We start from the raw sequence: 25,717 nt of genomic DNA on the forward strand, positions 1-25,717 counted from the left end.
CGTCGGACGAGCCGGTCGCGCCGGACGCAGTCCCGCCCCCATTCCAGCACCGGCCGGTGCGCCCCGCACGTCCACGCCGGGCCTGCGTGTGCGGGGAGGGGCGGGGCCGCCTTCGCGGGAGGCGCGGGAGCCCCCGCGAAGGCGGCCCCGCCCCTCGTCCGCCCGCTGTGGACGTCAGACCGGCGCGAGTGCCGCCGCGCCCCGTCGCCCGGCGGGCTCGGCGGCTCGGGGTGCCGTCGGGCCGGTCGCCGGGGCCGCTTCCTCGTCGCCGCGCAGCAGGGCGACCAGGGACCTCCGGGCGCGGGCGACGCGGGAGCGGACCGTGCCGACCGGGCAGCCGATGGCCTCGGCGGCCTCGGCGTAGGGCAGGCCCAGGAGCTGGGTCAGGACGAACGCGTCGCGTCGTTCGGCGGGTATGGAGTCCATCAGCTCGGCGAGGACGATCCCGTCCTCGAACCCGGGCAACCCGAGCGGCTGGGTGTGCTCGGCCTCCGTCTGCCAGTCGTCGCGGTCGGACAGCCGGGGGCGGGCGGCGGCGTGCCGCAGGCTGTCGACCACGGTCCGCCGGGCGATCGACAGGATCCAGGTGCGGGCCGAGGACCGCCCCTGGAAGCGGGGCAGCGCGGCGATCGCCCGGAGGAAGACCTCCTGGGCGAGGTCGTCGGCCGCCTGGCGGTCGGCACTCAGGTACGCGACGTACCGCCACACGTCGCGGTGCAGCGCCCGGACGAACAGATCGGCCTTGGCGGGGTCGCCGTCGCGGGCGGCCAGGGCGAGCCGGGTGGTCGCCGCGTCGGTGTCGGCGTCCGGCGCGTGCGCCGAGCGGGACGCTCTGGTGGGTCCCTGAGGAAGGGGGTCATGGGCAGGAGTCATCGCCACACGTCCTTACGAGGCAAGGGGAATCCGGCGGGCGCGCCGCGGATCGGGGCGCCCTCCGGTGAGGGGTCACGGCCTGCCGGCGCGGCAGGACCGGTGCCCGAGCGACGGGGGCGCGAGGCGCGTGCCGTCGGGCTCGGGGATCCGGCTGTCAGACGACAGCGACCACCCCTGGCGGGCCCCGGGAGACGACCGAATGGGCGAGCAGGAGGCGCCGGGGAGCGCGCTCGTCACCGGCGCGGAAGCGCCGGAGGCGAGGAGCCCGCGCCGGCACGGGGACGACGGCGGCGAGCAGGAGTCGCAGGGGACGGAAGAGCCCGAGGGGCAGCGCCCGCAGGAGGCGGAAGACGGCCCGTTCGCCGTACGCCATCCACAGACCGCTCAGGAGCGCGGCGAGAAGGTGCGCGGACAGCATGCCGACGGACGAGGAGATGTCCGTCATGTCGTGGGCGGTGGTCGCGAGGTCCATGGTGCCGTGCCCCATGGTGTCCCGCCCCATGGTCCCGTGCGCCATGGACATGTGGTCCATGGATCCGTGCCCCATGCCGGCGTGCGCCGCGGCGGCGTTGCCCGCCTCTGCCCGCCCGACCCGCACGGGGGGCGACGACACGGCGCTGTCCTGTTCGTACCAGGAGAACGCCACGTGCAGCAGGCCCTGGACGGTCACGGCCGCCGCCGTGACCGAGAGGAGGTCGCGCTCGCGCCCTGCCAGGGTCCAGGCGGCGACGGTCGTCCCCGCGAAGGCGAGACCGAGCGCCCGGCCCGACAGGTGCTGACCCGACATCAGGACGTGGCCGGTGGCGGCGAGCAGCACGCAGACGGCCGCGAACAACGCGGCCCGCACCCCTCGCGAACATCGGCCTGGTGTCATGGCGCGCCCATCCTTGCACCCCTTTCCGGAGGCATGAGGGTGGGTACGGCAAGCACAGCCGCCCCCTCGGCCTGTCGTCTCATGAGTACGCGACCGTGGCGCGTCCCACAAGTACGCCCCGGGAACTTCCGGCCCGTTCGCGACGACTTCTCCGTGCCGGCGGCGATCCGACCCGTCGTCGCAGGGGAGGGAGGACACCGCGTGAGGTCCGCAAGAGAGGCGGCTTCGGCAGCCGCGGCGGCCACGGCAGGCGATGCCGAGCGCGTCGCGCCGCGCGGGCTGACCGCACTGCTGACGACGGCCATGGCCTTCTCGATGATGCAGCTCTTCCTGCTCGGGGCGCTCGGACCACGACTCGTCGACGGCCTCGGCCTGTCGGAGACGCTGCTCGGTCTGACGACCACCGTCGGGTTCGGCACCGCCGCCCTGCTCTCGCCCGTCGGCGGCCGGACCGTGGACCGCGTCGGCCCCCGGCGCGCGCTCGTCGCGCTGCTCGCCGTCTCCGCGGCGGCGCTCGGGCTGATCGGGGCGGCCCCAGGGCCGGGCCTGCTGCTCGCGGCGGTCGCACTCGGCGGTCTCCCGCAGGCGCTCGCCAACCCGGCGACGAACAAGGCGATCCTCGCGGCCGTCCCGGCCCCGCGGCGGGGCGCCGTCACCGGAGCCAAGCAGTCCGGCGTGCAGCTCGGCGCCTTCGCGGCCGGGCTGCCCCTCGCGGCGGTGGCGGGCCTGGTCGGCTGGCGGGGCGCGGTGTGGCTGGCGGCCGTGGCCGCGGCGGCCGCCGCCCTGTGGACCTGGCGGGCGCTGCCGGCCGATCCGCCGCCGAGGACCTCCGCCCCGGTCTCCACACCGGCCCCGTCCGCCGGCCCCGTGCCGTGGCTCGCGGGATTCTCGCTCTTCCTCGGCGCCGGCATCGCGTCCGTCAACACCTACCTGGCGCTGTTCGGCGCGCAGCGGCTCGGCATGGGGCCGTCGGTGGCGGGCGCCCTCGTCGCGGTCCTCGGCGTGGCCGGGATCGCCGGCCGGATCGGCTGGTCGCGCGCCGCCACGCCCGGCCGGGCCCCGTGGCTCCCCGGCCTGCTCGCTGCCGGTGCGGTGGGCGCGGCCGTGCTGCTGGCCGCCGCCGGCCGGGTCGAGCCGCTGGTGTGGGCGGGGGCCGTGGGGGTGGGGGTGTTCGCGGTGTCCGGCAACGCCGTGTCGATGGTCCTCGTCCTGCAGCGTTCGGCACCGGGGCGGGCCGGCCAGGACTCGGCGCTCGTCGCGGCCGGCTTCTTCGCCGGGTTCGCCCTGGGACCGCCGCTGTTCGGACTGCTCGCCGAGCGCGGCCGGTACGGCGCCGGATGGGCCGTGGTCGCGGGGGAGTTCGCCCTCGCGGCGGCCGTCGCCTTCGTCTGGGCGGTCGGGGACCGCCGTACGGGACGGGGCGGAGCGGCGTGACCGGCCCGACGGGCTGGGCCGGGGAGGCGCTGGAGCTGCTGCTGGGGCGGGTGGCGGAGACCGCCGCGCAGGTGGGCTCCCGCTTCCCGCTGTACGCGGACCCGGGCGACGGGCGCTGGACGACCACCGGGCGGGGGTCGTGGACCGGCGGCTTCTGGGCCGGGCTGCTCTGGCTGCGCGCCCGGCACACCGGCGCCGCCGCGGACCGATCGGCGGCGTCCGCCGCCACCGCGCGGCTCGCCGTCTGGACCGAGGCCGACACCGCGACCCGCGGCCTCGTCCTCTGGTACGGCACGGCCCTGGCCGCCGAGGACGACGGCGCCGCCGCCCTGCGCGAGCGTGCGGCGAGGACCGCGCTCGCCTGCTGGGACCCGGGGCTCGGCCTGGTCCCGTGGGGTGCGGCCCTCGGCGGCCCACGGCTACGGGCCCGCGCCGACGCCGTTCCCGGCCTCGTCCCCCTCGTGGCGTGCGCCGGACCGGAAGGGCGGACGGCGGCCGCCGCGCACCTGCACCGGCACCTGGAGCTGTGTCTGTGGGGAGGGGGACCGGGGCGGCCCCGACCGGCCTGGCGCTGGGACGAGGCGTGCGGGCGCTGGGCGGCGGAGACCGAGCCCGCGCCCGGCTGGGCCCGGGGCGAGGCGTGGCTGCTGCTGGCGGTCGCGGACGGCCTGCTGCGAGCGGACGGCGGAACGCCGTGGCGTCCGGACCGGCTGGCCGCGGCCGCGGAACGCCTGCTCCATCAGGGGGAGTTCCTCGACGGACCGCCCGTCCCGCCCGCGGAGGCCGGCGACCCCGGGGGCTTTCGGGACACCTCCGCGGCGGCCATCGCCGCGGTCGCGCTGCTGAAGCTCGCGCGGCTCTCCGGGGCCGGGCGGGCGGCGGCGTGCGCGGCACGTGCCGAGGCCGTGCTGCACCACCTGGTGGACGTCCACCTCACCCGGCCGGGCGGCGCCCGCCCGGCCGGCATGCTCCTGGACGGCTGCTACGAAGCACGGAGCGGCACCGCCGTCCGTCACGAACTCGTCTGGGGAGACTTCTTCCTCGCCCTGGGCCTGGCCGCGCTCCTCGGCCGCGTCGACCTCACACGGGTGTGACGCCCGGTCCCGGCTGCCGGCTCCGCAGTACGCGCCGGGCGACCGAGGAGATGTGCTGCTCGTCGGGCCCGTCGAGGATCCGGGCCGTCCGCCCCGTCCGGAACAGGGAGGGGAGCGGCGTGTCCGGACCGAGACCGGCGGCACCGAAGACCTGGACGGCGCGGTCGGCGACCTCCTGGAGCGTGCGGGCCGCCGCGGTCTTGGCCAGACCCACCTCCACATGCGCGTCGCGACCCTCGGCGACCAGCGCCATCGCCTCGTACACCAGCGGACGGGTGCTGCGGAGCGCCAACAGCGACTCGAAGACGTGCTGCTGTACGAGCTGCCGGTCCGCGAGCGGTCCGCGCACCCCCCGCCGCTCCACGGCGCGCCGGCACAGCAGGTCGAAGGCCCGCTGGGCCTGGCCGATCCACCGCAAGGCCCGCAGGGTCCGGCCGAGTTGCAGGCGTTCGCCGGCGATGGCGAGGGCCTGTCCGGCCTCGCCCACGAGCTGGTCCTCGCCGACGTCCACGTGGTCGAACTCGATCTCGTGCTGGCCGGTGGCGCCCAGGACGGGCAGCTCGCGGACGACCCGGAAGCCGGGCGAGCCGGTGGGGACGAGGACGAGGGACAGCCCTTCCCGGTCCCCGGCGGAGCCGCTGGTGCGGACGAGCACGGTGACCAGGTCCGCGTCGGCCGCGTTCGAGACGAACCACTTGCGTCCCGTGACGGTCCAGCCGCCGCCGGCGCGTCGTTCCGCCCGGGTGGCGGTGAGGAACGGTTCGGTGCCCGGGGTGTCCGGCTCCGTCATCGCGTAACACGTGCGCAGCTCGCCCGAGACCAGGCGGCGGAGGTACTCCGAGCGCACCCGTGAGGAGCCGTGCCGCGCCAGCATGGTCACGTCGAGCAGGGTCGCCGACCCCAGCGCCGCGGGACCGTGGTCACTCGCCCCCTCGGCCTCGGCGACGGGCGCGTACGCACTCAACGAAAGGCCGCCGCCGCCCAGTTCCGAGGGCAGCGGCAACGCCCACAGACCGGCCTCCCGTGCCTCCGCGCGCAGTCGCGCCCGCAGGTCGCGTGCGGGCGCCCCGCCGGCGTCGAGCTGCGTCTCGTACGGGAACACCCGCTCGCGAACGAACAGCGACACCCGCTTCACCCACAGGTCGGCCGGGTCGGCATCCCTTACGTCATGATCCGTCACTGTTTCCTCCGTCCTGGGAACTCGACAGAACATGCTTCCGACTGCCTGTCCGTGGAATTGGTCGCGCGTTCCGGCCCGCCAGTTCCCACCATCGCGAGGGCCACCACGAAAGGACAGGCATGGCGTCACCAGCGACCACGGACACCGCGGTTCGCCGCCCGCTCGACGGACTGGGTTTCGGCATCGCCGGGCCGCGGGCCGTGACCCGCGTCGTCGCCGACCACCTGCGGAGGCTCGGCGGGCGGCCGCGCGAACCGCACTCCGAGGGGATCGTCCTCGCCGGCGCCGGGTTCGCGCCCGTCACGGCCCGCACCGCCTGGGGCGCCCACGGCTCCGGGATCGAGGACGAGGCCACGACCCAGGCCGTCACCGGCGTGATGGCCGTGCACGGGCGCCGCCACGGAGCGCCGCGCGGCCTGGGCGTCGACTACCTGGCCACGGCCACCGGTGTGCTGACCACGCAGGGGCTCCTCGCCGCGCTGGTCGCCCAGGCCCGCGGCGGCGACGGCCCCCGCCACGTGACCACCACGGCCGACCGGGCCGGTCTGCTCGCCGTCTCCCAGTACCTGGCCGCTTCCGGTGCCGACGAGCCCGAAGCCGTCGAACTCAAGCCCGGAGGGCCGCCGTTCACCTCGGCCGACGGCACCGTCTTCGAGCTGGAGACGCTCGACCCGGGAGCCTGGGCCGACTTCTGGCGGGCACTCGGGGCTCCCGCCGAGGCGATACGGGCGGGCTGGCGGCCCTTCCAGTTCCGGTACGCGACGGCCTGCGCGCCCTTCCCCGAGGTCTTGCACCGGACCACCCGTACGCACTCCCTGGCACGGATACGGCAGGCGGCGACCTCCTCCGGAGCCGAAGTGTGTCCGCTGCGCACGCTCGCGGAACGCGCGAAGGAGGACGACGGGGCGGATCCCTGGTCGCTGCGCCGACTCCGGCCCGGGGCTCCCGCGGCCACGCGCCCGGTCTCCCCGACCCGACCCCTGGAGGGGCTGACGGTCCTGGAGGCGGGCCGCCGCATCCAAGCACCCCTCGCCGCCCACCTGCTGGGCCTCCTCGGCGCCCGGGTGATCCGGGTCGAGCCGCCGGGTGGCGACCCGCTGCGCGGAATGCCGCCCAGCTGCTCGGGTGTCTCCGCGCGGTGGCTCGCCCTCAACCGGGGGAAGGAGGCCGTCGAGATCGACATCAAGTCGCCCGGCGACCGGCGCCGGCTGCGCGAACTCGCCGCCGACGCGGACGTGTTCCTGCACAACTGGGCGCCGGGCAAGGCGGCCGAGCTCCGACTCGACGCCGAACACCTCGCCGCCGCCAACCCCGCCCTCGTCTACGCCTACACGGGCGGCTGGGCGGACCGGATCGAGGACGCCCCCATGGGCACGGACTTCATGGTGCAGGCCAGGACCGGAGTGGGCGAGGCCGTGCACCCCGCCGACGAACCGCCCGCCCCCTCCCTCATGACCCTGCTCGACGTCCTCGGCGGACTGCACGGTGCCGAAGCCGTCCTGGCCGGGCTGTTCCTGCGCGAGCGCACCGGACACGGCGTACGGGTCGACTCCTCGCTCCTCGGTGCGGCCGACACGCTGCTCGCCCCGGCCCTGGAACGGCTCAGGCGCGGGCATGCCCCCCGGCCGCCGGCCGGATTCCGGCACCCGCTCCGCACCTCGGACGGCTGGATCGCGCCGAGCGACTCCTGCGCGGCGGCCGTCTCCGCGTACGACCTGACCGGCATGTGCACCGAGGACGCCCTGCACCAGCTCCGCTCCCACGGCCTGACCGCGACCGCCGTCACCACCGACCTGTCCGACCTCGACCACCACCCGAGCCTGTCCGGCCCGATCGGCCGGGACGCGCACGGTGCCCCCGCCGTTCCCGATCCCTGGAGCCTCGCGTGACCGTCACCCTCACCGACCTGCTGCCCTTCGCACTCCGCCGCGCGTGGGCGGCGGACGGCACCTGCCCGGACCTCGACCTCTACAGCCTGTTCCGGGCGCGGCAGATCGCCGATCCGCACCGGACCGCGCTCCTCGACGCCCACGGCACGCTCTGTTACACGGCTCTCGACCGCAAGGTCAGAAGTCTGGCCGAGGCGCTGCGCGGGCTGGGCATCGGACCCGGGGACGTCGTCGCCGTCCAGCTCCCCAACCGGCGCGACGCCGTCGTCGCCGACCTGGCCGTCGCCGCCCTCGGAGCGGTGGCCCTGCCCTTCCCGGTCGGACGAGGGGCGAGGGAGGCCGAGTGCCTGCTGCGCCGCGCGGAGGCCGTCGCCGTCATCGTCGCCACCGAACACCGCGGTCAGGCTCATGCCGCCGGCCTCGTCACACTCCTGCCCGTGCTGCCGGCCCTCCGGCACGTGATCGCCGCCGGACCGGGAACCCCGCCCGCAGGAACGATTCCCCTGAAGGGTCTTCTGCGCACGGACCCCACCGGCTTCGTCCCGGCCCGCCCCGACCCCGACAGCGCGGCCCGCATCCTCGTCTCCTCCGGCTCGGAGGCGGAGCCGAAGATGATCGCGTACTCCCACAACGCCCTGGCCGGCGGACGGGGCAACTTCCTCGCCTCCCTCATCCCCGACGGGACCCCGCCCCGGTGCCTCTTCCTCGTCCCCCTCGGCTCGGCGTTCGGCTCGAACGGCACCCCCGTCACCCTCGCGCGCCACGGCGGCTCCCTCGTCCTGATCGACCACTTCACCCCCGAGGCCGCCCTCACGGCCGTGCGCGAGCACGCGCCCACCCATGTCCTCGGCGTCCCGACCATGATCCGGATGATGCTGGAACACATGGAGCGGACGGGCGAGCGCGTCCCCGCCCCGACCGCGCTCGTCCTCGGCGGCGCCCCGCTCGACGAGGCCACCGCGACCGCTGCCGCGGACGCGTTCGGATGCCCGGTCGTCAACCTGTACGGATCGGCCGACGGCGTCAACTGCCACACCGGCCTGGACCACAAGGTCCCGCCGACCGACCGCTCCGGCGTCGTCGCCGGACGGCCCGACCCGCGCGTCGCGGAGATCCGGGTCACCGACCCCGAGACCCACGAGCCGCTGCCCGACGGGCGGATCGGCGAGATCGTCTCGCGCGGCCCCATGACCCCGCTCCGCTACGTCGCCTCCCCGGACCTCGACGCCCGCTACCGCACCCCCGACGGCTGGGTCCGCACCGGAGACCTCGGCTACCTCGACGGGGACGGCGTGCTGCACGTCGTGGGACGCCTCAAGGACGTCGTCATACGCGGCGGCGCCAACATCAGCCCGGCCGAGGTGGAACGCGAACTGGCCGGGCACCCGGCGGTGCGCGACGTCGTCTGCGTGGGCGTCCCGGACCCGCTGATGGGGGAGCGGCTGGTCGCCTGCGTGGTGACGAGGAACGGGGTGCGTCCGACGCCGGACGACCTCGGCGCGTATCTGACCGCGCAGGGCCTGGACCGGTACAAGCACCCGGAGCACGTCATCGTCCTCGACGCGCTGCCGCTCACCGCCGCGGGCAAGCCGGACCGGGCCGCACTCGGACGCCGGGCCGAGGACGAGCGGGCCACCGCGGCGGCCCTGCGATGAACGAAGGGGGAGGGCCGCGCCTGCGCGCGACCCTCCCCCTCACGGCACGGCGTCAGGCCCCGCTCATCGCCTTCTTCAACTCGGCGGCCGCGCCCCGGTACACGGCGAGCAGGTCCAGGTCCTCGCCCGGGTAGTTGACGATCTCCACCTGCTTCGCACCGGTGTCGGGCAGGACGGTTCCCGTCGACATGTGGGCGTTGTCGAGGACGAACGCGGGCTTCTTCGAGGACAGCGCGGCCAGGAGGGCCGGGGTGACCGGCTCGGGGCCGTACGTCCCCACCGTGGTGGCGCCGGCGAGGCGGGCCGCCCACCCGCTGAAGACCTGGGCGACGACGGACGGGCTCTTCCCGCCCGGCCACGCGGACCTCAGCTCGCCGTTCAGCTTGGCGACCTCCCCGTCGAGCCGCGTCCTGAACCGTGCTGCGGCGCCCTTCGTACCGAACAGCCCACCGAGCCTGGTGATTTCGGCACCCGCCTTCGCCGGGTCGTTGTCGAGGTCGACCTCGACCAGCCTCGCCTTCGACCCGGCGGCCTCCTTGATCTTCGCGGCGTACGGCTCGAACGGCGCGTACAGCACGAAGTCTGCCTTGGCCACGGCGGCGAGGTCGGAGGGCTTCGGGTCGTAGTCGGGCGCATGGTGGACCGACTGCGGCACGATCACCGTGACGTCCTCGGCCCCGGCGGCCTTGGCGAAGGCGCCCTCCCAGGTGGTCGTGACGACCACCACGGGCTTGTGCCCCGCCGCCTGGTGCTCCGCCGGGCCTGCGGGGTCCTCGCTCCCGCACCCGGCGAGGAGGGGGAGGGCCGCGGTCAGTGCGAGGAGGGAAGGGACGCGGGCGGTACGGACGCGGATGCGCGCCATGAGCTGTTTCTCCGTTCGGGGACGAGGTGCGCGGCGAGGACGACGGCCCCCGCCGTGAGGACGAGGACCGGGCCCGGAGGCCAGTCCAGCCAGAGGGCGAGGAGGAAGCCGGTGAGGTTGACGGCGATGCCGATGCCGACCGCCCAGCGGGTGATCGACCACAGCGAGCGGCCCAGCCGTCGCGCGGCGAGCGCGGGCAGCAGGGTGAGCGCGTCGACGAGCAGGGCCCCGGTCAGCTTGATCGCGCCGGCCACCGCGACGGCGACGAGCACGAGGAGCGCGGTGGTGAGGAAGCGGACCGGTACGCCCGAGCACTCGGCGAGCTCCCGGTCGTACAGGAGCAGGGCCACGTCCCTGCGCTTCCACCGGAAGAGGGCCGGGACGACCACGGCGAGCGCGCCGAGGACGACCAGGTCGGCGGTGCCGACCGAGAGGATCGAGCCCCACAGGAGCGCGAACGCGCCCGAGGCGTTGACGCCGGAGACGGCGAGGACGAGCAGCGCGGCGGCGATCGCCAGGCTCATCAGCAGGCCCATGGCCCCGGACAGTCCGTCGGGCGTGCGGGCGAGCGGAGCGACCCCCGCTCCGGACAGGGCGCAGGCCGCCAGCGCGCACAGCATCGGATCGATCCCGGTCATCAGACCGATCGCGATGCCGAGGAGTGCCACGTGCATCATCGCGAAGCGCACCGGCATGATGTCCAGCCCGACGATGATCACGCCGATCACCGGAAGCCCGACGGCCGCCAGCAGCAGGGCGGTCCCGGCCCGCTGCACCGGTACGAGCTGGAGCATGGCGCCGAGGTCGGCCGCCGCGAGCGTGTTCACCGGACCTCTCGCAGGCGCCCGGCGGCCATCTCCAGGACCCGGTCGCACCGCTCGGCGAGCGCCCGGTCATGGGTCACGACGACGAGTGTCACCGGCAGCGCGGTCAGCACATCGGCTGCCTCCTCCTGCCCGGCGAAGTCGAGGGCGGCGGTCGGCTCGTCGGCCAGCAGCACCTGCGCCCCGGCCGCGACGCAGCCGATGGCCCGCGCCAGGTACAGGCGCTGCAACTGTCCGCCGGACAGCGTGTCCACGGGCCGGCCGACGAGCGCTTCGACCCCCAGTCGCTCGGCCGCACCGGCCGCGTCGGCCGGAGCGCCGCTGCTCGCCAGGAGCTCGTCCCCGCGCAGCGGGAACCTGCCGGCCGCCGGCTTCTGCGGGATCCAGGCGCAGGACCGCCGCCGCCACGCCCACTCGGCCGCGGTGCGGGCGGCCCGCCCGCCGACCTCGATGGTGCCGCTGACCTGCCGGTGCAGCCCGAGGACCGCACGCAGCAGGGTCGTCTTGCCGGAGCCGTTCGTCCCCGTCAGCGCGACCCGCTCGCCGGCGGCGATCTCCAGATCGACGTCCGCGACCGCCTCGTTGCGGCCGTGCCGGCAGGCGACCGCCCGCATGCGTATGTCCAGTCCGCCCATCCCGTTGCCCTTCGTCGCCGCCGTGCTCGTGCGCCGGAGGAGTCGGACGGGAGGGGTGCCGGGTTCCCGGGGTGCGGCGGGAACCGTCGAGTGCCGCCGCCCGACCCCTGTCACGTCGTCACCCGCCACTCCAGGACCAGGAGCCCCCCCATGAACCGCAGGGCACTACTCCGCGCCACCACCGCCCTCGGTGCCGCGGGCGCGCTCGCCGCGACGGCGGCCTCACCCGCGTCCGCGACCGCGACCGCCCCGGGCCCGGGCCCGACCCGCCCGCTGCGCATCCACATCGCGATGTTCGACGGCGTCGAGGAACTCGACTTCGCCGCCCCGTACGAGGTCCTTACCGCCGCCGGCTTCTTCACCCCGCGCCCGGTCGAGGTCGACTACGTCTCCGCCACCGGCGCCCGCGCCGTCACCGCGGCCTACGGCACGGTCGTCCGCGGCATCCGCCCCTGGGCCCCCGGCGAGGCCGACCTGCTCGTCGTCCCCGGTGGCGGCTACGCCCGCCGGGACAGCCCCGGCGTCTGGGCCGAGATCGACCGCGGCACCCTGCCCCACGCCCTGGCGGCCGCCGTCCGACCCGGGCTCACCGTCAGCGCCCTGTGCACCGGAGTGATGCTCCTCTCCGCCGCCGGCCTCACCAAGGGCCGCCCCTGCACCACCCACCACAAGGCCAAGCCGGACCTCCAGGCGCAGGGCGGCTCTCTGAAGAACGCCCGTGTCGTCGACGACGGCGACCTCGTCACCGCCGCGGGCGTCACCTCCGGCCTCGACCTGGCCCTCTGGCTCGTCCGCCGGGAACTCGGCCCGGACGCCGCCGCGAACCTCGAGGAGATGCTGGAGTACGAGGCCCGCGGCACCGTCTGGACGTCGCCCCGGGTCGGCTGAGGCCAGGTCCACCTGGAGGTCCGTCAGCAGGTCGAGGATGCCGGCCCGCGGCGCGGTGTCGAGCGCGGAGGGGGGCTCGTCGAGGACGAGCAGGTCCGGACGGGGCGCCGGCGCACGGGCGATGGCGCCGCGCCGGCACCGGCCTCCGGTCGGCTCGTGCGGGAGCCGGTCGCCGTGGGCGGGGTCAGGCCGACGAGGTCCGGCAGTTCCTCGGCCCCCGCGCCGTCCGCACCGGGCCGGCGCCCGTGGACGCGCGGGGGCTCCGCGATCTGACGCCGCACCCGGCGGCGCGGGCTCAGCGGGGGGTACGGATCCTGGAAGACCGGCTGCAACCGGGTCCCAAGGCGCGGGAGTTCGCGCTCGCGCGCGCCGGTCAGCTCGACCCCGGCGAAGCGCGCCGACCCGGCGCGGGCGGGCGGAGCGGCCGTAGCACCGCCAGGGTCGTCGTGGACGTGCCGCACCCCGAAGGGCCGACCGCCTCCCCGGCGCCGGCGGTGATGGACTCCCCGTCGACGACCTGCCGTTCCCCATACCGCACGACCAGGTCGGGCACCGCGAGGCGCGGGTTCACGGCGCCTCCCCGAAGAAGCGGTGACGGCAGGCGACGTACCGCCCGCCGACCGCCCGGAGCGAGAGCGGCTACCAGGAGACCAGTGTCACGGCGAGCGCCGCCGCCCCGTGCCCGCGGGGGCGAGCACGTCGCGGCGGAGGTTTTCGCGTCCCTCGCGGCAACCTTCGGGCCCTCGGCGGCGACGGAGTGGGGGCGACCCGTTCCGGCGCGTCGCGCGCGGGCCTGGGCGGAATGGAATCGTCGACGCGCTTCGATTCCGATCGGCAGTTGAGTGGCGAGAAAGCAGTGCCATTGCGTCTAGGAGGGCGTACGCAGGGTCGACTGGACGTCATATGCCGCCTGCTACAGGCAATGTTGGTGGCGACTCTTGTGCGCCCCTGGGTGTTCACTTAACCTCACTGCAACATCGAAGCGCTTCGACTGCGCAGCGTTTCGCCGTGGTCGGGTGCCCGCTTTCAGCTCAGCCAGTTCCAGTCTCGACACCGCAGCCGACGGCCCACCGCCGGATGTCCAGGTGCGCCACGAAGGGTTGACGCAATGACGCCGAACGCCGCCCCCTCCGGACTGAGCCGGAGAAGCTTCCTCGCCTCCACGGCGGTCGCCACCGCAGCGGTCGCCGGCGGAATGCCGCTGCTGACCGCCTGCAGCGACTCGGGGGGCGGCGGTTCGCGCGAGGGCGCGACGTCGGGCAAGGCCGCGGACAAGCTGCTCCCCACCTACGTCGCCAGCACGGTCGCCAAGCCGGACATCCCGTCGAGGAACGGCTCCTCGGCGGGGTACACCGGCAAGGTCGACCTCGACGCCCTCGCCTCCTCGGTCCCGACCAAACTCGGCACCGGCGCCCCGCTCACCATCATGGCCCCGCTCTGGGGCACCCCGCCCAAGGCGGGGTGCGCGTACTACACGGCGCTCGACGCCGCGGCGGGCACCAGGATCACCTGGCAGAACCAGGACGGCACCACCTACGGCGAGAAGCTCGGTGCCGTCCTCGCCTCCAGCTCCATACCCGACATGGTGGTCGTGCCGAACTGGGAACTGGTCGGCAAGATCTCGAACGCGGTCACCGCGAAGTTCATGGACCTCGGCCCCTACCTGGCGGGCGACAAGGTCAAGAAGTACCCGAACCTGGCCGCGATCCCGTCCGACTCCTGGCGCATGAGCATCTTCGGCGGCGCGCTGCGCGGGATCCCGATGCCCGCCGCCCCCGTACCCGGCATCGTGCCCTTCTACCGCAAGGACGTCTTCGACAAGAAGGGGTACGCGGTACCCAGGTCGGCCGACGAGTTCCTCGGCTGGGCCAAGGAGGCCACCAGCGCCAAGGCGAAGGTATGGGCCTGCGGCGACCTGAGGTGGTCGGCGGCGGGCTTCTTCGGCGTCCCGCCCGCCGGCTCGCTCGGCTGGAACATCGGCGCCGACGGCAAGCTGACGTACCGCATCGAGCACCCGGAGTACCTCGAACACCTGGAGTGGGTCCGCAAGCTGTTCGCCGCGGGCGTCGTCCATCCCGACGACAGGGCGAACACCGGCGACGCGAGCCAGCGGTTCACCTCAGGACAGACCCTGGTCTACAACGACGACATGTCCTCCTGGTACGGCAAGACCGCCGAACAGGCCAAGTCCCACCCGGACTTCGAGGTCTTTGGCATGGACTACTTCGGCGCCGACGGCGGCAGCCCGACGCTGTACGCCGGCCAGCCCGCCGCCATCTGGTCGATGATCCGCAAGGGCGCCTCGAAGGAGACGGTCGAGAACGCGCTGGCCGCGGCCAACTTCGCGGCGGCACCCTACGGCACCAAGGAGCGCATGTTCGTCGACTACGGGGTCGAGGGCACCCACTACACGGTCGAGAACGGCGCCCCGGTCAAGAACGATCTGGGCATCCAGGAGGTGAACAACGCCTGGGTGCTGCTGGCGGCCCCGGCCCCCTTCACCGCCCACCCCGACCTGCCCGGGATCACCCGCATGCAGGTCGAGTGGCAGCAGCGGCAGGGCGCCTTCGTCAGGAAGACGTCCACCTACGGCATGAACATCGTCGAGCCGACCCGCTACGCCACCCTCTCCAGCCAGTTCGAGCAGCTGGAGATCGACTTCGTGCGCGGCAACAAGAAGCTCTCCGACATCCAGCAGGCCATCTCCACCTGGAAGTCGTCCGGCGGCGACAAGCTGCGCGACTGGTACAAGGAGCTCCTCGACAAGAACGGCAGCGGCAACTGATGGCCCTCACGGCCGGGAGCCGCCCCGACGGGACACGTCCCCCCGCGGCCGTCGAGGAGCCGGAGGCCGCGGTCGCCGCGGCTGCCGTGACGAGGAGCGTGCCGCGCGGGGCGGAAACGGCGGGCAGGGTCCGCAGGACGAGCAGGGTCGGCAGGGCGGGCAGGGCGCACCGGGTTCCCCTGCGGGTGCGCTGGCGCCGCGACCGCGCCCTCATCCTGATGGTCCTGCCCGTCGTCATCCTGCTCCTGCTCTTCAACTACCTCCCGCTGCTGGGCAACGTCATCGCCTTCCAGGACTACGACCCCTACGTCTCCGGCAACGGCATCACGGCGATCCTCCACAGCCCGTGGGTGGGCGTGGAGCAGTTCTCGCGGATGCTCCAGGACCCGCTGTTCTGGAGCGCCACGAAGAACACGGTCGTCCTGTTCGTGCTCCAGCTGGCGCTGTTCTTCCCGGTCCCCATCGTCCTCGCGCTGCTCATCAACAGCGTGATCCGGCCCCGGGTGCGGGCCGTGGCGCAGGCGATCATGTATCTGCCGCACTTCTTCTCGTGGGTCCTCGTCGTCACCGTCTTCCAGCAGATCCTCGGCGGCGCCGGCGTCATCGCGCAGACCCTCGAGAAGCACGGGTGGAGCGGCTTCGACCTGATGACCGACGCGGACCTCTTCAAGTACCTGGTCACCGCGCAGGCCGTGTGGAAGGACGCCGGCTGGGGGATCATCGTCTTCCTCGCGGCCCTGTCCGCCGTCAGCACCGACCTGTACGAGGCCGCCGCCATGGACGGGGCGGGACGCTGGCGACGCATGTGGCACGTCACGCTGCCCGCGCTGCGCCCGGTGATCGCCCTGCTGCTCGTCCTCAGGGTGGGCGACGCGCTGAGCGTCGGATTCGAGCAGTTCCTGCTCCAGCGGTACGCGGTCGGCGCGGGGGCCAGCGAGGTCCTCGACACCTACGTGTGGAACGTGGGCATCCAGAACGGCGACTTCAGCTACGCGGCCGCGGTCGGCCTGGCCAAGGGGCTCATCGGAGTGTGCCTCGTCCTGGGTGCGAACAAGTTCGCGCACCTGCTGGGCGAGCAGGGGGTGTACAAGAAGTGAGTCCCGACACCCGGCTCGTCCGCAGCCTCAAGGCGCCCGCCCGCCCCGTGTGGGAGGAGCCGCCGAGCAAGGCGGGCCTCACCGCCAAGGGCGGCTTCCTCGTGCTCTGCTGCCTCGGGGTGCTCGGTCCGCTCTGGATCGTGATCGTCACCAGCCTCTCGCCGAAGCCCGTCATCGACCGGGCCGGCGGCCTCGTCGTGGTCCCCCAGGGCATCACCTTCGTCAACTACACGGAACTGCTCGGCGGTGGCCAGGTCAGCCGGGCCATCATGGTCTCGGTCGGTGTCACGCTCTTCGGCACGCTGTTCTCGATGACGGTGTCGGTGCTCGCGGCCTACGGACTGTCGCGGCCGAGGAGCCTGGGCCATCGCTTCCTCCTGATGACCATCATGGCGACCATGTTCTTCGGGGCCGGGCTCATTCCGACGTACCTGCTGGTGCAGTCGCTGGGCCTCACCGACACCTATCTCTCCCTGGTCCTGCCGAGCGCCGTCAGCGTCTTCAACATCCTCGTCCTGCGGGCCTTCTTCATGGGGATCTCGCCCGAGCTCATCGACTCCGCCCGCATCGACGGGGCCGGCGAGCTGCGCATCCTGCTGACCATCGTCCTGCCGCTGTCGCGCGCGGTGCTGGCCGTCATCTCGCTGTTCTACGCGGTCGGCTACTGGAGCGCCTGGTTCAACGCCTCCATCTACCTGTCCGACCAGGAGATGATGCCGCTGCAGAACGTGCTGATCCAGCTGGTCCAGAAGAACACCGAGGCGCCGACCGGCCTCCAGCAGGCCGTCCGCACCGGACAACTCTCCTCCCTGGGGCTGCAGATGGCCGTCATGGTCCTCGCGCTGATCCCGGTCGCGGTCGCCTCCCCCTTCGTCCAGCGCCACTTCAAGAAGGGCATGCTCACCGGAGCCGTCAAGGGCTGACGCGGCCCGGTCCTGCCCCCGCGACGCGGCCGCGCACCGACGCGGCCCCGCGCCCTGATCCCCGCCCACTCTCCCGCTTTCGTCAGGAACCGAGGTATGTCATGAGCACATTCCACCTCAGCAGGCGCTCCGTTCTCGCCGGTTCCGCCGCCGCGGCCGCGGTCGCCTCCCTGCCCGCGGTCCCGGGCCGGGCGCACGCCGCCGCCCCCTCGGCCCTCGCCCCCTCGGCCGCGGCCGGGAGCGGCTATCGGTGGCGCACCGCCGTCATGGGCGGCACCGGTTTCGTCAGCGGGGTGCTCTTCCACCCGTCGGTACGAGGGCTCGCCTACGCCAGGACCGACATCGGGGGCGCCTATCGCTGGGACGACCGCACCGACCGCTGGATCCCGCTGACCGACCACCTCGGCTGGGACGACTGGAACCTCCTCGGCGTCGAGGCCATGGCCGTCGACCCGGCCCACCCGAACCGGCTGTACCTGGCACTCGGCACGTACACGCAGCCCTGGGCCGGCAACGGGGCCGTGCTGCGGTCCGAGGACCGGGGCGCCACCTGGCAGCGCACGGACCTCGCCGTGAAACTCGGCGCGAACGAGGACGGGCGCGGCTGCGGTGAACGGCTCCTCGTGGACCCGCGTGACCGCGACACGCTGTGGCTCGGCACCCGGCACGACGGACTGCTCAGGTCGACGGACCGAGGAGCCACGTGGCAGCCCGCCGACTTCCCGGCCACCCCGAGCGCCACCGGTCAGGGCATCACCCTCCTGGTCGCCGCCGGCCGTACCGTCTACGCCGGCTGGGGCGACTCCGACGGCACCGCCGACCACCCCAACCTGTACCGCACCGCCGACGGAAGGAACTGGGAGCCCGTCCCCGGGCAGCCCACCGGCGCCGCCGCGCGGGTGCCGATCCGCGCCGCGTACGACCGCCTCACCCGGGAGCTGTACGTGACGTACGCCAACGCCCCCGGGCCCAACGGCCAGTCCGACGGCAGCGTGCACAAGCTGCTGACGCCGAGCGGCAGGTGGACCGAGGTCACCCCCGTGCAGCCCGGCGGTACGACGAGCGACGGCGGGACCGACGCCTTCGGCTACGGCGGCGTCGCCGTCGACGCGCGCCGGCCCGGGACGCTCGTCGTGTCCACCAACAACCGCTGGGCCGAGATCGACACCGTCTTCCGTTCCACCGACGGCGGCCGCACCTGGACGAGTCTGAAGGACGACGCCGTCCTCGACGTCTCCGAGACCCCCTACCTCACGTGGGGTGGCGACAAGCCCAAGTTCGGCTGGTGGATCCAGGCCCTGGCCCTCGACCCGTTCGACTCCGGGCACGTCGTCTACGGCACGGGCGCGACCCTGTACGGCACGCGCGACCTCCGGCACTGGGCGCCGCAGATCCGCGGTCTGGAGGAGACCTCCGTCCTGCACCTGATCTCGCCGCCGGCCGGAGAGGCGCATCTGATCAGCGGCAACGGAGACGTCGGAGTGATGTACCACGACTCGCTGACGGCATCCCCCTCGCGCGGGATGGCCTCGAACCCCGTGTTCGGTTCGACGACGGGACTCGCCCAGGCGGCGGCCCGCCCCTCGTACGTCGTGCGCACCGGCTGGAGCGGGAGCGCCAACGGCGCCTGGTCGAACGACGGCGGCCGGACCTGGTCGCCCTTCGCGTCACAGCCGCCCGCGGCCGCGGACGCGCCCGGCCCGATCGTCACCAACGCCGACGGAAGCGTCCTTCTGTGGTCCCTCGGGTCCTCGAACGGCAGCGCCAACCCGGCGTACCGCTCGACGGACAACGGCGCTTCCTGGTCCGAGGCCACGTCCGTCCCCAGGGGCGCCGTCCTGGTCGCGGACCCCGTGGAACCGATGCTCTTCTACGCCTACGACACGACGGCCGGCACGGTCCACGCCAGCACCGACGGCGGCCTGACCTTCGGCGCCGCGGCCACCGGACTGCCCGCGGGCGACGCGCAGTTCCAGCTGACGGCGGCACCGGGACGCTCCGGCGATCTGTGGCTCAGTGCGAAGGAGGCCGGGCTGTACCGCTCCACCGACCGGGGAGCCACCTTCGCCAGGGTCGGCAGCTGCCGGGCCTCGCACACCCTGGGCTTCGGGAAGGCCGCCCCCGGCGCCGCCTATCCGGCCGTCTACATGGTCGGCGCGACCGAGGGCCCCCACGCCGTCCACCGCTCCGACGACGGGGGGAGGAGCTGGGTGCGGATCAACGACGACGGGCACCAGTGGGGCTGGACCGGGCGCGTCGTCACCGGCGATCCGCGCGTGTACGGCCGCGTCTACCTCGGCACCAACGGGCGCGGCGTGCAGTACGGGCAGCCCGCCTGATCACGACCTCGCGCCGCCCCGTGCGTGTCGCCGTTCCCGTGTCAGGGCGCCGATCCCCGTGTCAGGGCGCCGATCCCGTGCTCGCCCGCACCGTCAGCTCGGGTGCGATGAGGGTGACGTCGTCGGTGCCGTGGCCGTCGAGCTTGGCGACCAGGCGTTCCACCGCCTGTCGGCCCATCTCCTGCGCGGGGATGGAGACCGAGGTCAGCCGCACCGACGCCTGGGCGGCCACCTGCTCCGGGCAGATCGCGACCACGGACACGTCCTCGGGGACGGCGCGGCCCTCCCGGCGGAGCAGGGCGAGCAGCGGCTCGACCGCCTGCTCGTTCTGCACGACGAACCCGGAGGTGCCCGGCCGCTCGTCGAGGATGCGGGCGAGGGTGGCGGCCATCGCGTCGTAGCCGCCGCCGCACGGCCGGTGCAGCACCCTGACGTCCAGGTCGCGCGCCCGGGAGCGGAGTCCGTCGAGGGTGCGCACGGCGAAGCCGGTGTGGCGTTCGTACACCGCGGGCGCTTCGCCGATGACGGCGATGTCCCGGTGGCCCAGGTCCGCCAGGTGCTCGACGCACAACGCGCCGGTGGCCCCGAAATCGAGGTCGACGCAGGTCAGTCCCGAGGTGTCGGCGGGCAGCCCGATCAGCACGGACGGCCGGTCGGTGCCGCGCAGCAAGGGCAACCGCTCGTCGTCGAGCTCGACGTCCATGAGGATCATTGCGTCGGCGAGCCCACTGCCGGTGACGCGGCGGAGGGCCTCGGGGCCCTCCTCGCCGGTCAGCAGCAGGACGTCGTACCCGTGCGTCCGGGCCGTCGTGGCGACCGCGATGGCGATCTCCATCATCACCGGCACGTACATGTCGGTGCGCAGGGGGACCATCAGCGCGATGATGCTCGACCTGCTGCCGGCCAGGGCCCGCGCGCCCGCGTTCGGGTGGTAACCCAGATCGCGGATGCTCCGCTCGACCTGCGACCGGGTGGCCGCGGAGATGGGCCGCTTGCCGCTGAGGACGTAGCTCACCGTGCTCGCCGACACTCCGGCGTGCCGGGCGACCTCGGCGAGGGTTACCATCCAGCTCTCCCAGCCTCGTGAAGCGCTTCGATCATGCGAGTGTACGGTCCCCGCGCGAAATGTACGCCGACATTAGCCCCAGCCGGGTGCGTTGTCCATTCTTTCGTTGAAGCGCTTCGACTCAGGGCTACGGGGGCGTGCCCTCGCCTGGGGCGGGGTGGCCTTCGGCGCGGATGCCGCGGGGTGACGCCCCGAGTTCACGGCGGCAGGCCTTGTTGAACGCCTGGAGGTCGGGGATGCCGACCGAGGCGGCGACGGCGGGGATGGAGAGCGTCGTGGCCCGCAGGAAATGACGCGCGCGTTCCATCCGGCGGGCCCGGATGTAGCCGACGACGGTGTGCCCGGTGGCGGCACGGAAGAGCCGGGTCAGGTGGTTGTGGGAGACGCCGGCCGCCTTCGCGATCTCCGGCACCGTCAGGGACTCCGCCAGCCGCGCCTCTATCAGGGCCGTGGCGGCCGCCACCGCAGGATGCACGGCCCGGGCGCTCTGCTCCCGGGGCGGGGTGAGCCGGGCGATCCGCCACAGGGCGGCCCACACCTCGGCGGTGGCCCGGGCCGGGGTGTGCGGCCAGGCGGCCAATGCCTGCCGCAACTGGCCCGTGAGCAGGTGGAGTTCGGCGCCGGCGCGCTGGATCACCGGGATGTTGTGGGCTGTTCCCGTCGAGCTCAGGCGGAGGTGGGCGTAGAGGTGCTCGGAGCGGCCCCGGTAGCGGTAGCGCACCTCGGTTCCCGGCGGTACGAGGCTGACCCGCCCGGGGCGGATCGCGTGCGCGGTGCCGTCGACCGTCAAGTCGGCCTCGTAGCCGTACAGATGAAGCTGCCACAGGTCCGGCAGCGAGAACACGTCCACCTGGCCGGCCGGACCGTGCACGCCCACCCCGACGGCGGCGAGAGCGGGAGGGTCGTCGAGATGGGCGAGGACCGTGTGCATGGGGACGTGTTCTATCACGGTGGACAGGCCGGACCGGGGCGCCTCTTCATCGATGTGCGTGGGGGAGGGGAAGTGAAAACCGACCACGGGAGGGTGAACGCGGCCCACGCGGTGCGCGACGGCCGCGACCTAGCGTGGCCGTCATGGAGAACGGACGAGAACTGCTGAACTCGGTGCAGATGGCGCGCTTCGTGGCGCGCGGGTCACTCCGGATGGACGCGGTGGTTCCGGCGGAGATGAACGCCGAGGGCCTGGCGGTGCTGGCGGCCGGGGTGCCGCCGGTGCCGTACGGGACACCGCTGTCCCACGCCTACGCGAAGGGCTCCTTCGTCCGGCGGCTGCTCGAACTGCCGCGGGTGGCGGGGGCCCTGCGCAGCCTGGTCGGCCCCGAGCCGTGGGTGGACCACCACTTCGTGCACACCCGCGAGCCGCACGGAGGTGCCGCGCAGCCACTGCACGGGGACGCCGTCATCGACGTCCGACCGGACGCCTTCGACGTCCAGTTGATGTACTACCCGCAGGACGTGACGCTGGAGATGGGCGGAACGCTCAGCGTCCCGGGCAGTCATCTGCGCAGGATCAACGAATCGGACACCGGCCGCTATCAGAACCTGCGGGGCCAGGACCGGTTGGTCTGCCCGGCCGGCACGGTGGTGCTTCTGCACCACGGAATCTGGCACGGGGGCCGGCGCAACGACAGCGACGTCCTCCGCCACATGTTCAAGATCCGTTTCAATCCCCGGGTGCGGCAACGGCGCCTGTGGGACACCTCGGACCTCCACGACCCGCGCGTGGGCGCGGAGCTGGACGCGATGTTCCCGTGGTACGAGGGAGCGACCGGCCGGCTGGAGCGGTACAACCGCATCCTGCTGTGGCGGGAGCTGACCGGCGACGACGGCTTCGACCTCGACCACTGGGTGACCCGGGTCTCCAACCGCCCGAAGGGGGAGCCGGCATGACGCCCGAAGCGATCCGGCCCGCGCCGACGGACACCGAGGGCGCCGCCGCCGAACCGGTGCTGCGGCAGCAGGTGCTCGTGCTGTACCTGGCGAGCTCGGCGCTTGACTCCCCTGTCGTCGGCTGGTCGCGCTACGACGGCACCGGCCGCACCTCGCCCACCACCGGCGACGGCGACGAGCCGCCGTACGAGTCGGGGGTGGCCGCGCTGCGGGACGGCTGGCGGTTGTTCCAGGCCGCCCAGCTGATCCCGCCATACCCGGGTCACGAGTACGACGTCTCCTTCCTCAAGCACGAGTTCTTCTTCGAACGGGTCGTCGATGTGCGGGCGCAGCCCGGGTCCCCGCACTTTCTCCGCCGCTTTCATTGACAGGTCAGGCAACCGAGTGCCACCGTCGAAGCGCTTCGATGAACGGTCACCGTCACCAGCTCGCCCGAGGGGTTTCCACGTGAGTTCCGCGTCCGCGTCCGCATCCGAGCCGTCCGCATCCGATCCGTCCGCGTCCGAGCCGTCCGAGCCGCCGGCTTTCCGCGATCCCGCGCTGCCCCTGCACAAGCGCGTCGACGACCTGCTCTCGCGGCTCACGCCCGACGAGCGCATCGCGATGCTGCACCAGTACGTGCCGGCCGTCCCACGCCTCGGCCTCGCCGCCTTCCGTACCGGCAGCGAGGCCCTGCACGGCGTCTCCTGGCTCGGGACGGCCACGGTCTTCCCGCAGGCCGTCGGCCTCGGCGCCACCTGGGACGAGGACCTGGTGCGCCGGGTCGCCGAGGCGGTCTCGACCGAGCTGCGGGCCTTCCACCACCACCGCAGGCCCGCCAACGGCGACGGCCCCCACAGCCTGCAGGCCTGGGCGCCCGTCCTGAACCTGCTGCGCGACCCGCGCTGGGGGCGCAACGAGGAGGGCTACTCCGAGGACCCGGTGCACACCGCCCGGCTCGGCGAGGCGTACTGCCGGGGCCTGGCCGGGGACCACCCCACCTACCTGCGGGCGGCTCCCGTCCTCAAGCACTTCCTCGCCTACAACAACGAGGACGACCGCTGCACCACCTCCTCGGGACTGCGCCCGCGCGTCCTCCACGAGTACGACCTGGCCGCCTTCCGGCCCGTCGTCGCCTCCGGCGCCGCGACCGGCGCCATGGCCGCGTACAACCTGGTCAACGGGCGCCCCTGCCACGTCAGTCCGCTGATCGAGACCGAGCTGCGCCGCTGGGCGGGGCCCACCGGGCACGAGCTGTTCGTGGTGAGCGACGCCGAGGCCCCCTCCAACCTGGTCGACCCGGAGCACTACTTCGACGACCACGCCGAGTCCCACGCCGCCGCCCTCAAGGCCGGCATCGACAGCTTCACCGACCACTCCGAGGACAGCGCCACGCCGGTGGGCCGCCTGCGCGAGGCCCTGGAGCGCGGCCTGATGGACCAGGCCGACGTGGACCGCGCGGTGCGCCGCCAGCTCGAACTCCGCTTCCGCCTGGCCGAGTTCGACCCGGACCTCGACCCGTACGCCGGAATCGGCCCCGAGGCGGTCGACTGCCCCGAGCACCGCGCCCTGGCGCGGGACGCGGCGACCGGGTCGGTGGTACTCCTCAAGAACGACGGCCTGCTGCCGCTCGACCCGGCGCGCACTCCCAGGATCGCCGTGATCGGCCCCCTCGCCGACACCCTGTGCGAGGACTGGTACAGCGGCACCATGCCCTACCGGGTCGGCGTGGCCACGGGCCTCGCCGAGGCCGTCGGCGCCCACGGTGCCGAGGTCGTCCACGTGGAGGGCTCCGACCGGATCATCCTGCGCTCACGCACCACGGGCGAGCCCCTCGGCACGTCGGCGTTCGACGTGACGGACTGGGGCGCCGGCGCCCTCACGCTCCGCGCCGCCGACACCGGCCGCTATCTGAGCCTCCGGGACGACGACACCCTGTCCGCCGACACCACGCTGATCAAGAGCTGGTTCGTCAAGGAGACCTTCCGCCTCGAACCGGCCGGCGCGGACACCGTGCTGCTGCGCTCCGTCCACACCGGGCGCTACGCCGCCGTCGACCCGGCCGACGGCCGGGTGACCGTCACCGCCCAGAGCGCCGACGCGGCCGAACGCTGGCGGCGCGAACTCGTCCGCGACGGTGCCGCCGAGGCACGCAGGGCCGCCGCGACGGCGGACGCCGCCGTCGTCGTCCTCGGCAACCACCCCCTGATCAACGGCCGCGAGACCGAGGACCGCGCGGACATCCGCCTGCCCCAGGGTCAGGAGGAGCTGCTGCGTGCGGTCGCGGCCGTCCGCCCGGAAACGGCGCTGATCGTGATGAGCAGCTATCCGTACGCCGTCGACTGGGCCCACGCGCACCTGCCCGCAGTGGCGTGGACCTCGCACGGAGGACAGGAGACGGGCCACGCGGTGGCCGCCGTGCTCATCGGCGCGGCCGACCCCGCCGGGCGCCTTCCGCAGACCTGGTACCGGGGCGACGACCCGCTGCCGGACCCGCTCGACTACGACATCATCAAGGCGGGCTGGACCTACCAGTACCACGCCACCGCGCCCCGCTACGCCTTCGGCCACGGCCTGTCGTACACCGACTTCTCCTACCGCGACCTGCGGCTGTCGCGGGCGTCGACCGGCCGGGACGGCGCGGTCGACGTCACGGTGACCCTGGCCAACAGCGGTGTCCGGGCCGGCAGCGAGGTGGTGCAGCTCTACGTCCGGGCGCTGGATGCCCGCCACGAGGCGCCCGGACTGCGCCTGGCCGACTTCCGCAAGGTGCGTCTTGACCCCGGGGCGAGCCGCGAGGTGACGTTCCGCCTGCCCGCCGAGCGGCTCGCCCACTGGGACGTCGCCACCTCCGCGTTCACCGTCGAGCCCGGCGACTACGAGATCGTCGTCGCACGCTCCGCCGGGCACCCGGTCCTCACCGCACCGCTGACCGTGACCGGGACGGCCTCGGCGCCCCGGGCCGTGGTGGAACGACGGACCCTGGCCGTCGACTTCGACGACTACGCGGACGTCACCATCGTCGACGCCACCCGGGCCGAAGGCGACGCCGTCACGCCCACCGATCCCGACCGGCCCGGGACGCTCCTCTTCCGCGACGTCGACCTCTCCGGGGCCCTGCGGATCGAGGCCGAGACCGCCCGCGAGGCCGCAGGGCCCGGCGCGGCTCGGCTGGTCGTCCGGGTGGGCGACCGGGTGCTGGCCGAGCTCGACGTCCCCCGCACCGGTGACCGCTACGCGTGGGGGACCGTCGCGGGCGAACTGGACGGCCCGCCGAAGGGCGTCCACGACCTGCACCTGACCCTGCACGGCGACTTCCGCCTCTCCTCCTTCCGCTTCGGCTAGCCCCGGCGGAGTCGCCCCCCACCCCGGGAGCCGAAGAACAAGCCGCGCACCACGGCGGGCACCGCCGTCACGCGCCGACGGTCGT

The 25,717-nt window shown here is 73.9% G+C and carries 20 protein-coding genes; 12 read left to right on the top strand and 8 right to left on the bottom strand.

Annotated features, from left to right (window positions below; all coding sequences use genetic code 11):
* Positions 1-174: 174 nt before the first annotated feature.
* Both ACH414_RS02365 and ACH414_RS02370 read right to left on the bottom strand, forming a co-directional pair.
* A complete protein-coding gene (locus ACH414_RS02365; protein WP_398940597.1) occupies positions 175-873 on the bottom strand; it encodes a sigma-70 family RNA polymerase sigma factor in 699 nt (232 codons plus the stop codon).
* 154 nt (positions 874-1,027) lie between these two features.
* Complete coding sequence (locus ACH414_RS02370; protein WP_382534635.1) at positions 1,028-1,747, bottom strand: hypothetical protein; 720 nt, start codon at positions 1,745-1,747, stop codon at positions 1,028-1,030.
* 303 nt (positions 1,748-2,050) lie between these two features.
* On the opposite strand from ACH414_RS02370, the gene ACH414_RS02375 reads away from it, so the two are divergent.
* Both ACH414_RS02375 and ACH414_RS02380 read left to right on the top strand, forming a co-directional pair.
* On the top strand, positions 2,051-3,181 hold the full coding sequence (locus ACH414_RS02375; protein ID WP_398940750.1) for an MFS transporter: 1,131 nt from the start codon (positions 2,051-2,053) through the stop codon (positions 3,179-3,181).
* Positions 3,178-4,275 carry a sugar ABC transporter permease gene (locus ACH414_RS02380; protein WP_398940598.1) on the top strand — a complete coding sequence of 366 codons (1,098 nt, stop codon included), beginning with the start codon at positions 3,178-3,180 and terminating at the stop codon, positions 4,273-4,275. The genes ACH414_RS02375 and ACH414_RS02380 overlap by 4 nt, the downstream gene beginning before the upstream one ends.
* Here the strand turns inward: ACH414_RS02380 and ACH414_RS02385 are convergent.
* Positions 4,262-5,455 carry an acyl-CoA dehydrogenase family protein gene (locus ACH414_RS02385; protein ID WP_398940599.1) on the bottom strand — a complete coding sequence of 398 codons (1,194 nt, stop codon included), beginning with the start codon at positions 5,453-5,455 and terminating at the stop codon, positions 4,262-4,264. The genes ACH414_RS02380 and ACH414_RS02385 overlap by 14 nt on opposite strands.
* Before the next feature lie 119 nt (positions 5,456-5,574).
* Between ACH414_RS02385 and ACH414_RS02390 the strand changes: the two genes are divergently transcribed.
* Together ACH414_RS02390 and ACH414_RS02395 are read left to right on the top strand one after the other, a co-directional pair.
* On the top strand, positions 5,575-7,344 hold the full coding sequence (locus tag ACH414_RS02390; RefSeq protein ID WP_398940600.1) for a CoA transferase: 1,770 nt from the start codon (positions 5,575-5,577) through the stop codon (positions 7,342-7,344).
* Entirely contained in the window at positions 7,341-8,999 is a 1,659-nt protein-coding gene (locus ACH414_RS02395; protein WP_386562129.1) for a class I adenylate-forming enzyme family protein, read from the top strand. Before ACH414_RS02390 ends, ACH414_RS02395 begins: the two co-directional genes overlap by 4 nt.
* Before the next feature lie 52 nt (positions 9,000-9,051).
* On the opposite strand, the gene ACH414_RS02400 is transcribed toward ACH414_RS02395, so the two are convergent.
* From ACH414_RS02400 to ACH414_RS02410, 3 genes are read right to left on the bottom strand one after another with little or no spacing between them, the layout of a single operon-like run.
* A complete protein-coding gene (locus ACH414_RS02400) occupies positions 9,052-9,861 on the bottom strand; it encodes a metal ABC transporter solute-binding protein, Zn/Mn family (RefSeq protein WP_386562131.1) in 810 nt (269 codons plus the stop codon).
* A complete protein-coding gene (locus ACH414_RS02405; protein WP_398940601.1) occupies positions 9,810-10,688 on the bottom strand; it encodes a metal ABC transporter permease in 879 nt (292 codons plus the stop codon). Before ACH414_RS02405 ends, ACH414_RS02400 begins: the two co-directional genes overlap by 52 nt.
* Positions 10,685-11,320 carry a metal ABC transporter ATP-binding protein gene (locus ACH414_RS02410; RefSeq protein WP_382534648.1) on the bottom strand — a complete coding sequence of 212 codons (636 nt, stop codon included), beginning with the start codon at positions 11,318-11,320 and terminating at the stop codon, positions 10,685-10,687. The genes ACH414_RS02405 and ACH414_RS02410 overlap by 4 nt, the downstream gene beginning before the upstream one ends.
* A gap of 150 nt (positions 11,321-11,470) precedes the next feature.
* Between ACH414_RS02410 and ACH414_RS02415 the strand changes: the two genes are divergently transcribed.
* The 5 genes from ACH414_RS02415 to ACH414_RS02435 all read left to right on the top strand — a co-directional run bounded on the left by ACH414_RS02415 (position 11,471) and on the right by ACH414_RS02435 (position 19,352).
* Positions 11,471-12,208, top strand: a complete 738-nt coding sequence (locus ACH414_RS02415; RefSeq protein ID WP_382534650.1) for a DJ-1/PfpI family protein — start codon at positions 11,471-11,473, stop codon at positions 12,206-12,208.
* Between the two features lie 1,108 nt (positions 12,209-13,316).
* Positions 13,317-14,993 (top strand): extracellular solute-binding protein, encoded by a 1,677-nt coding sequence (locus tag ACH414_RS02420; RefSeq protein WP_398940602.1) that lies wholly within the window; start codon positions 13,317-13,319, stop codon positions 14,991-14,993.
* Positions 14,993-16,090, top strand: a complete 1,098-nt coding sequence (locus tag ACH414_RS02425) for an ABC transporter permease (protein WP_398940603.1) — start codon at positions 14,993-14,995, stop codon at positions 16,088-16,090. The genes ACH414_RS02420 and ACH414_RS02425 overlap by 1 nt, the downstream gene beginning before the upstream one ends.
* Positions 16,087-17,013 (top strand): carbohydrate ABC transporter permease, encoded by a 927-nt coding sequence (locus ACH414_RS02430; RefSeq protein ID WP_398940604.1) that lies wholly within the window; start codon positions 16,087-16,089, stop codon positions 17,011-17,013. Before ACH414_RS02425 ends, ACH414_RS02430 begins: the two co-directional genes overlap by 4 nt.
* 101 nt (positions 17,014-17,114) lie before the next feature.
* Positions 17,115-19,352, top strand: a complete 2,238-nt coding sequence (locus ACH414_RS02435) for a 1,4-beta-glucanase (RefSeq protein ID WP_398940605.1) — start codon at positions 17,115-17,117, stop codon at positions 19,350-19,352.
* Between the two features lie 61 nt (positions 19,353-19,413).
* Here ACH414_RS02435 and ACH414_RS02440 read toward each other — a convergent pair whose 3' ends face one another.
* Both ACH414_RS02440 and ACH414_RS02445 read right to left on the bottom strand, forming a co-directional pair.
* A complete protein-coding gene (locus tag ACH414_RS02440; RefSeq protein WP_382534661.1) occupies positions 19,414-20,418 on the bottom strand; it encodes a LacI family DNA-binding transcriptional regulator in 1,005 nt (334 codons plus the stop codon).
* A gap of 127 nt (positions 20,419-20,545) precedes the next feature.
* On the bottom strand, positions 20,546-21,349 hold the full coding sequence (locus ACH414_RS02445) for a helix-turn-helix domain-containing protein (protein WP_386562147.1): 804 nt from the start codon (positions 21,347-21,349) through the stop codon (positions 20,546-20,548).
* Between the two features lie 143 nt (positions 21,350-21,492).
* Here ACH414_RS02445 and ACH414_RS02450 point away from each other — a divergent pair, with 143 nt between their 5' ends.
* The 3 genes from ACH414_RS02450 to ACH414_RS02460 all read left to right on the top strand — a co-directional run bounded on the left by ACH414_RS02450 (position 21,493) and on the right by ACH414_RS02460 (position 25,632).
* Entirely contained in the window at positions 21,493-22,308 is an 816-nt protein-coding gene (locus tag ACH414_RS02450) for a phytanoyl-CoA dioxygenase family protein (protein WP_398940606.1), read from the top strand.
* Positions 22,309-22,367: 59 nt separating this feature from the next.
* The gene (locus tag ACH414_RS02455; protein WP_382535056.1) at positions 22,368-22,676 is read left to right on the top strand and encodes a hypothetical protein; all 309 of its coding nucleotides are present in this window, start codon (positions 22,368-22,370) and stop codon (positions 22,674-22,676) included.
* 79 nt (positions 22,677-22,755) lie between these two features.
* Positions 22,756-25,632, top strand: a complete 2,877-nt coding sequence (locus ACH414_RS02460) for a glycoside hydrolase family 3 C-terminal domain-containing protein (RefSeq protein ID WP_398940607.1) — start codon at positions 22,756-22,758, stop codon at positions 25,630-25,632.
* The last annotated feature ends 85 nt before the right edge of the window (positions 25,633-25,717 follow it).

Origin of the sequence: Streptomyces sp. NPDC020422 (assembly GCF_044386705.1) — a bacterium.
Classification (GTDB): Bacteria; Actinomycetota; Actinomycetes; order Streptomycetales; family Streptomycetaceae; genus Streptomyces.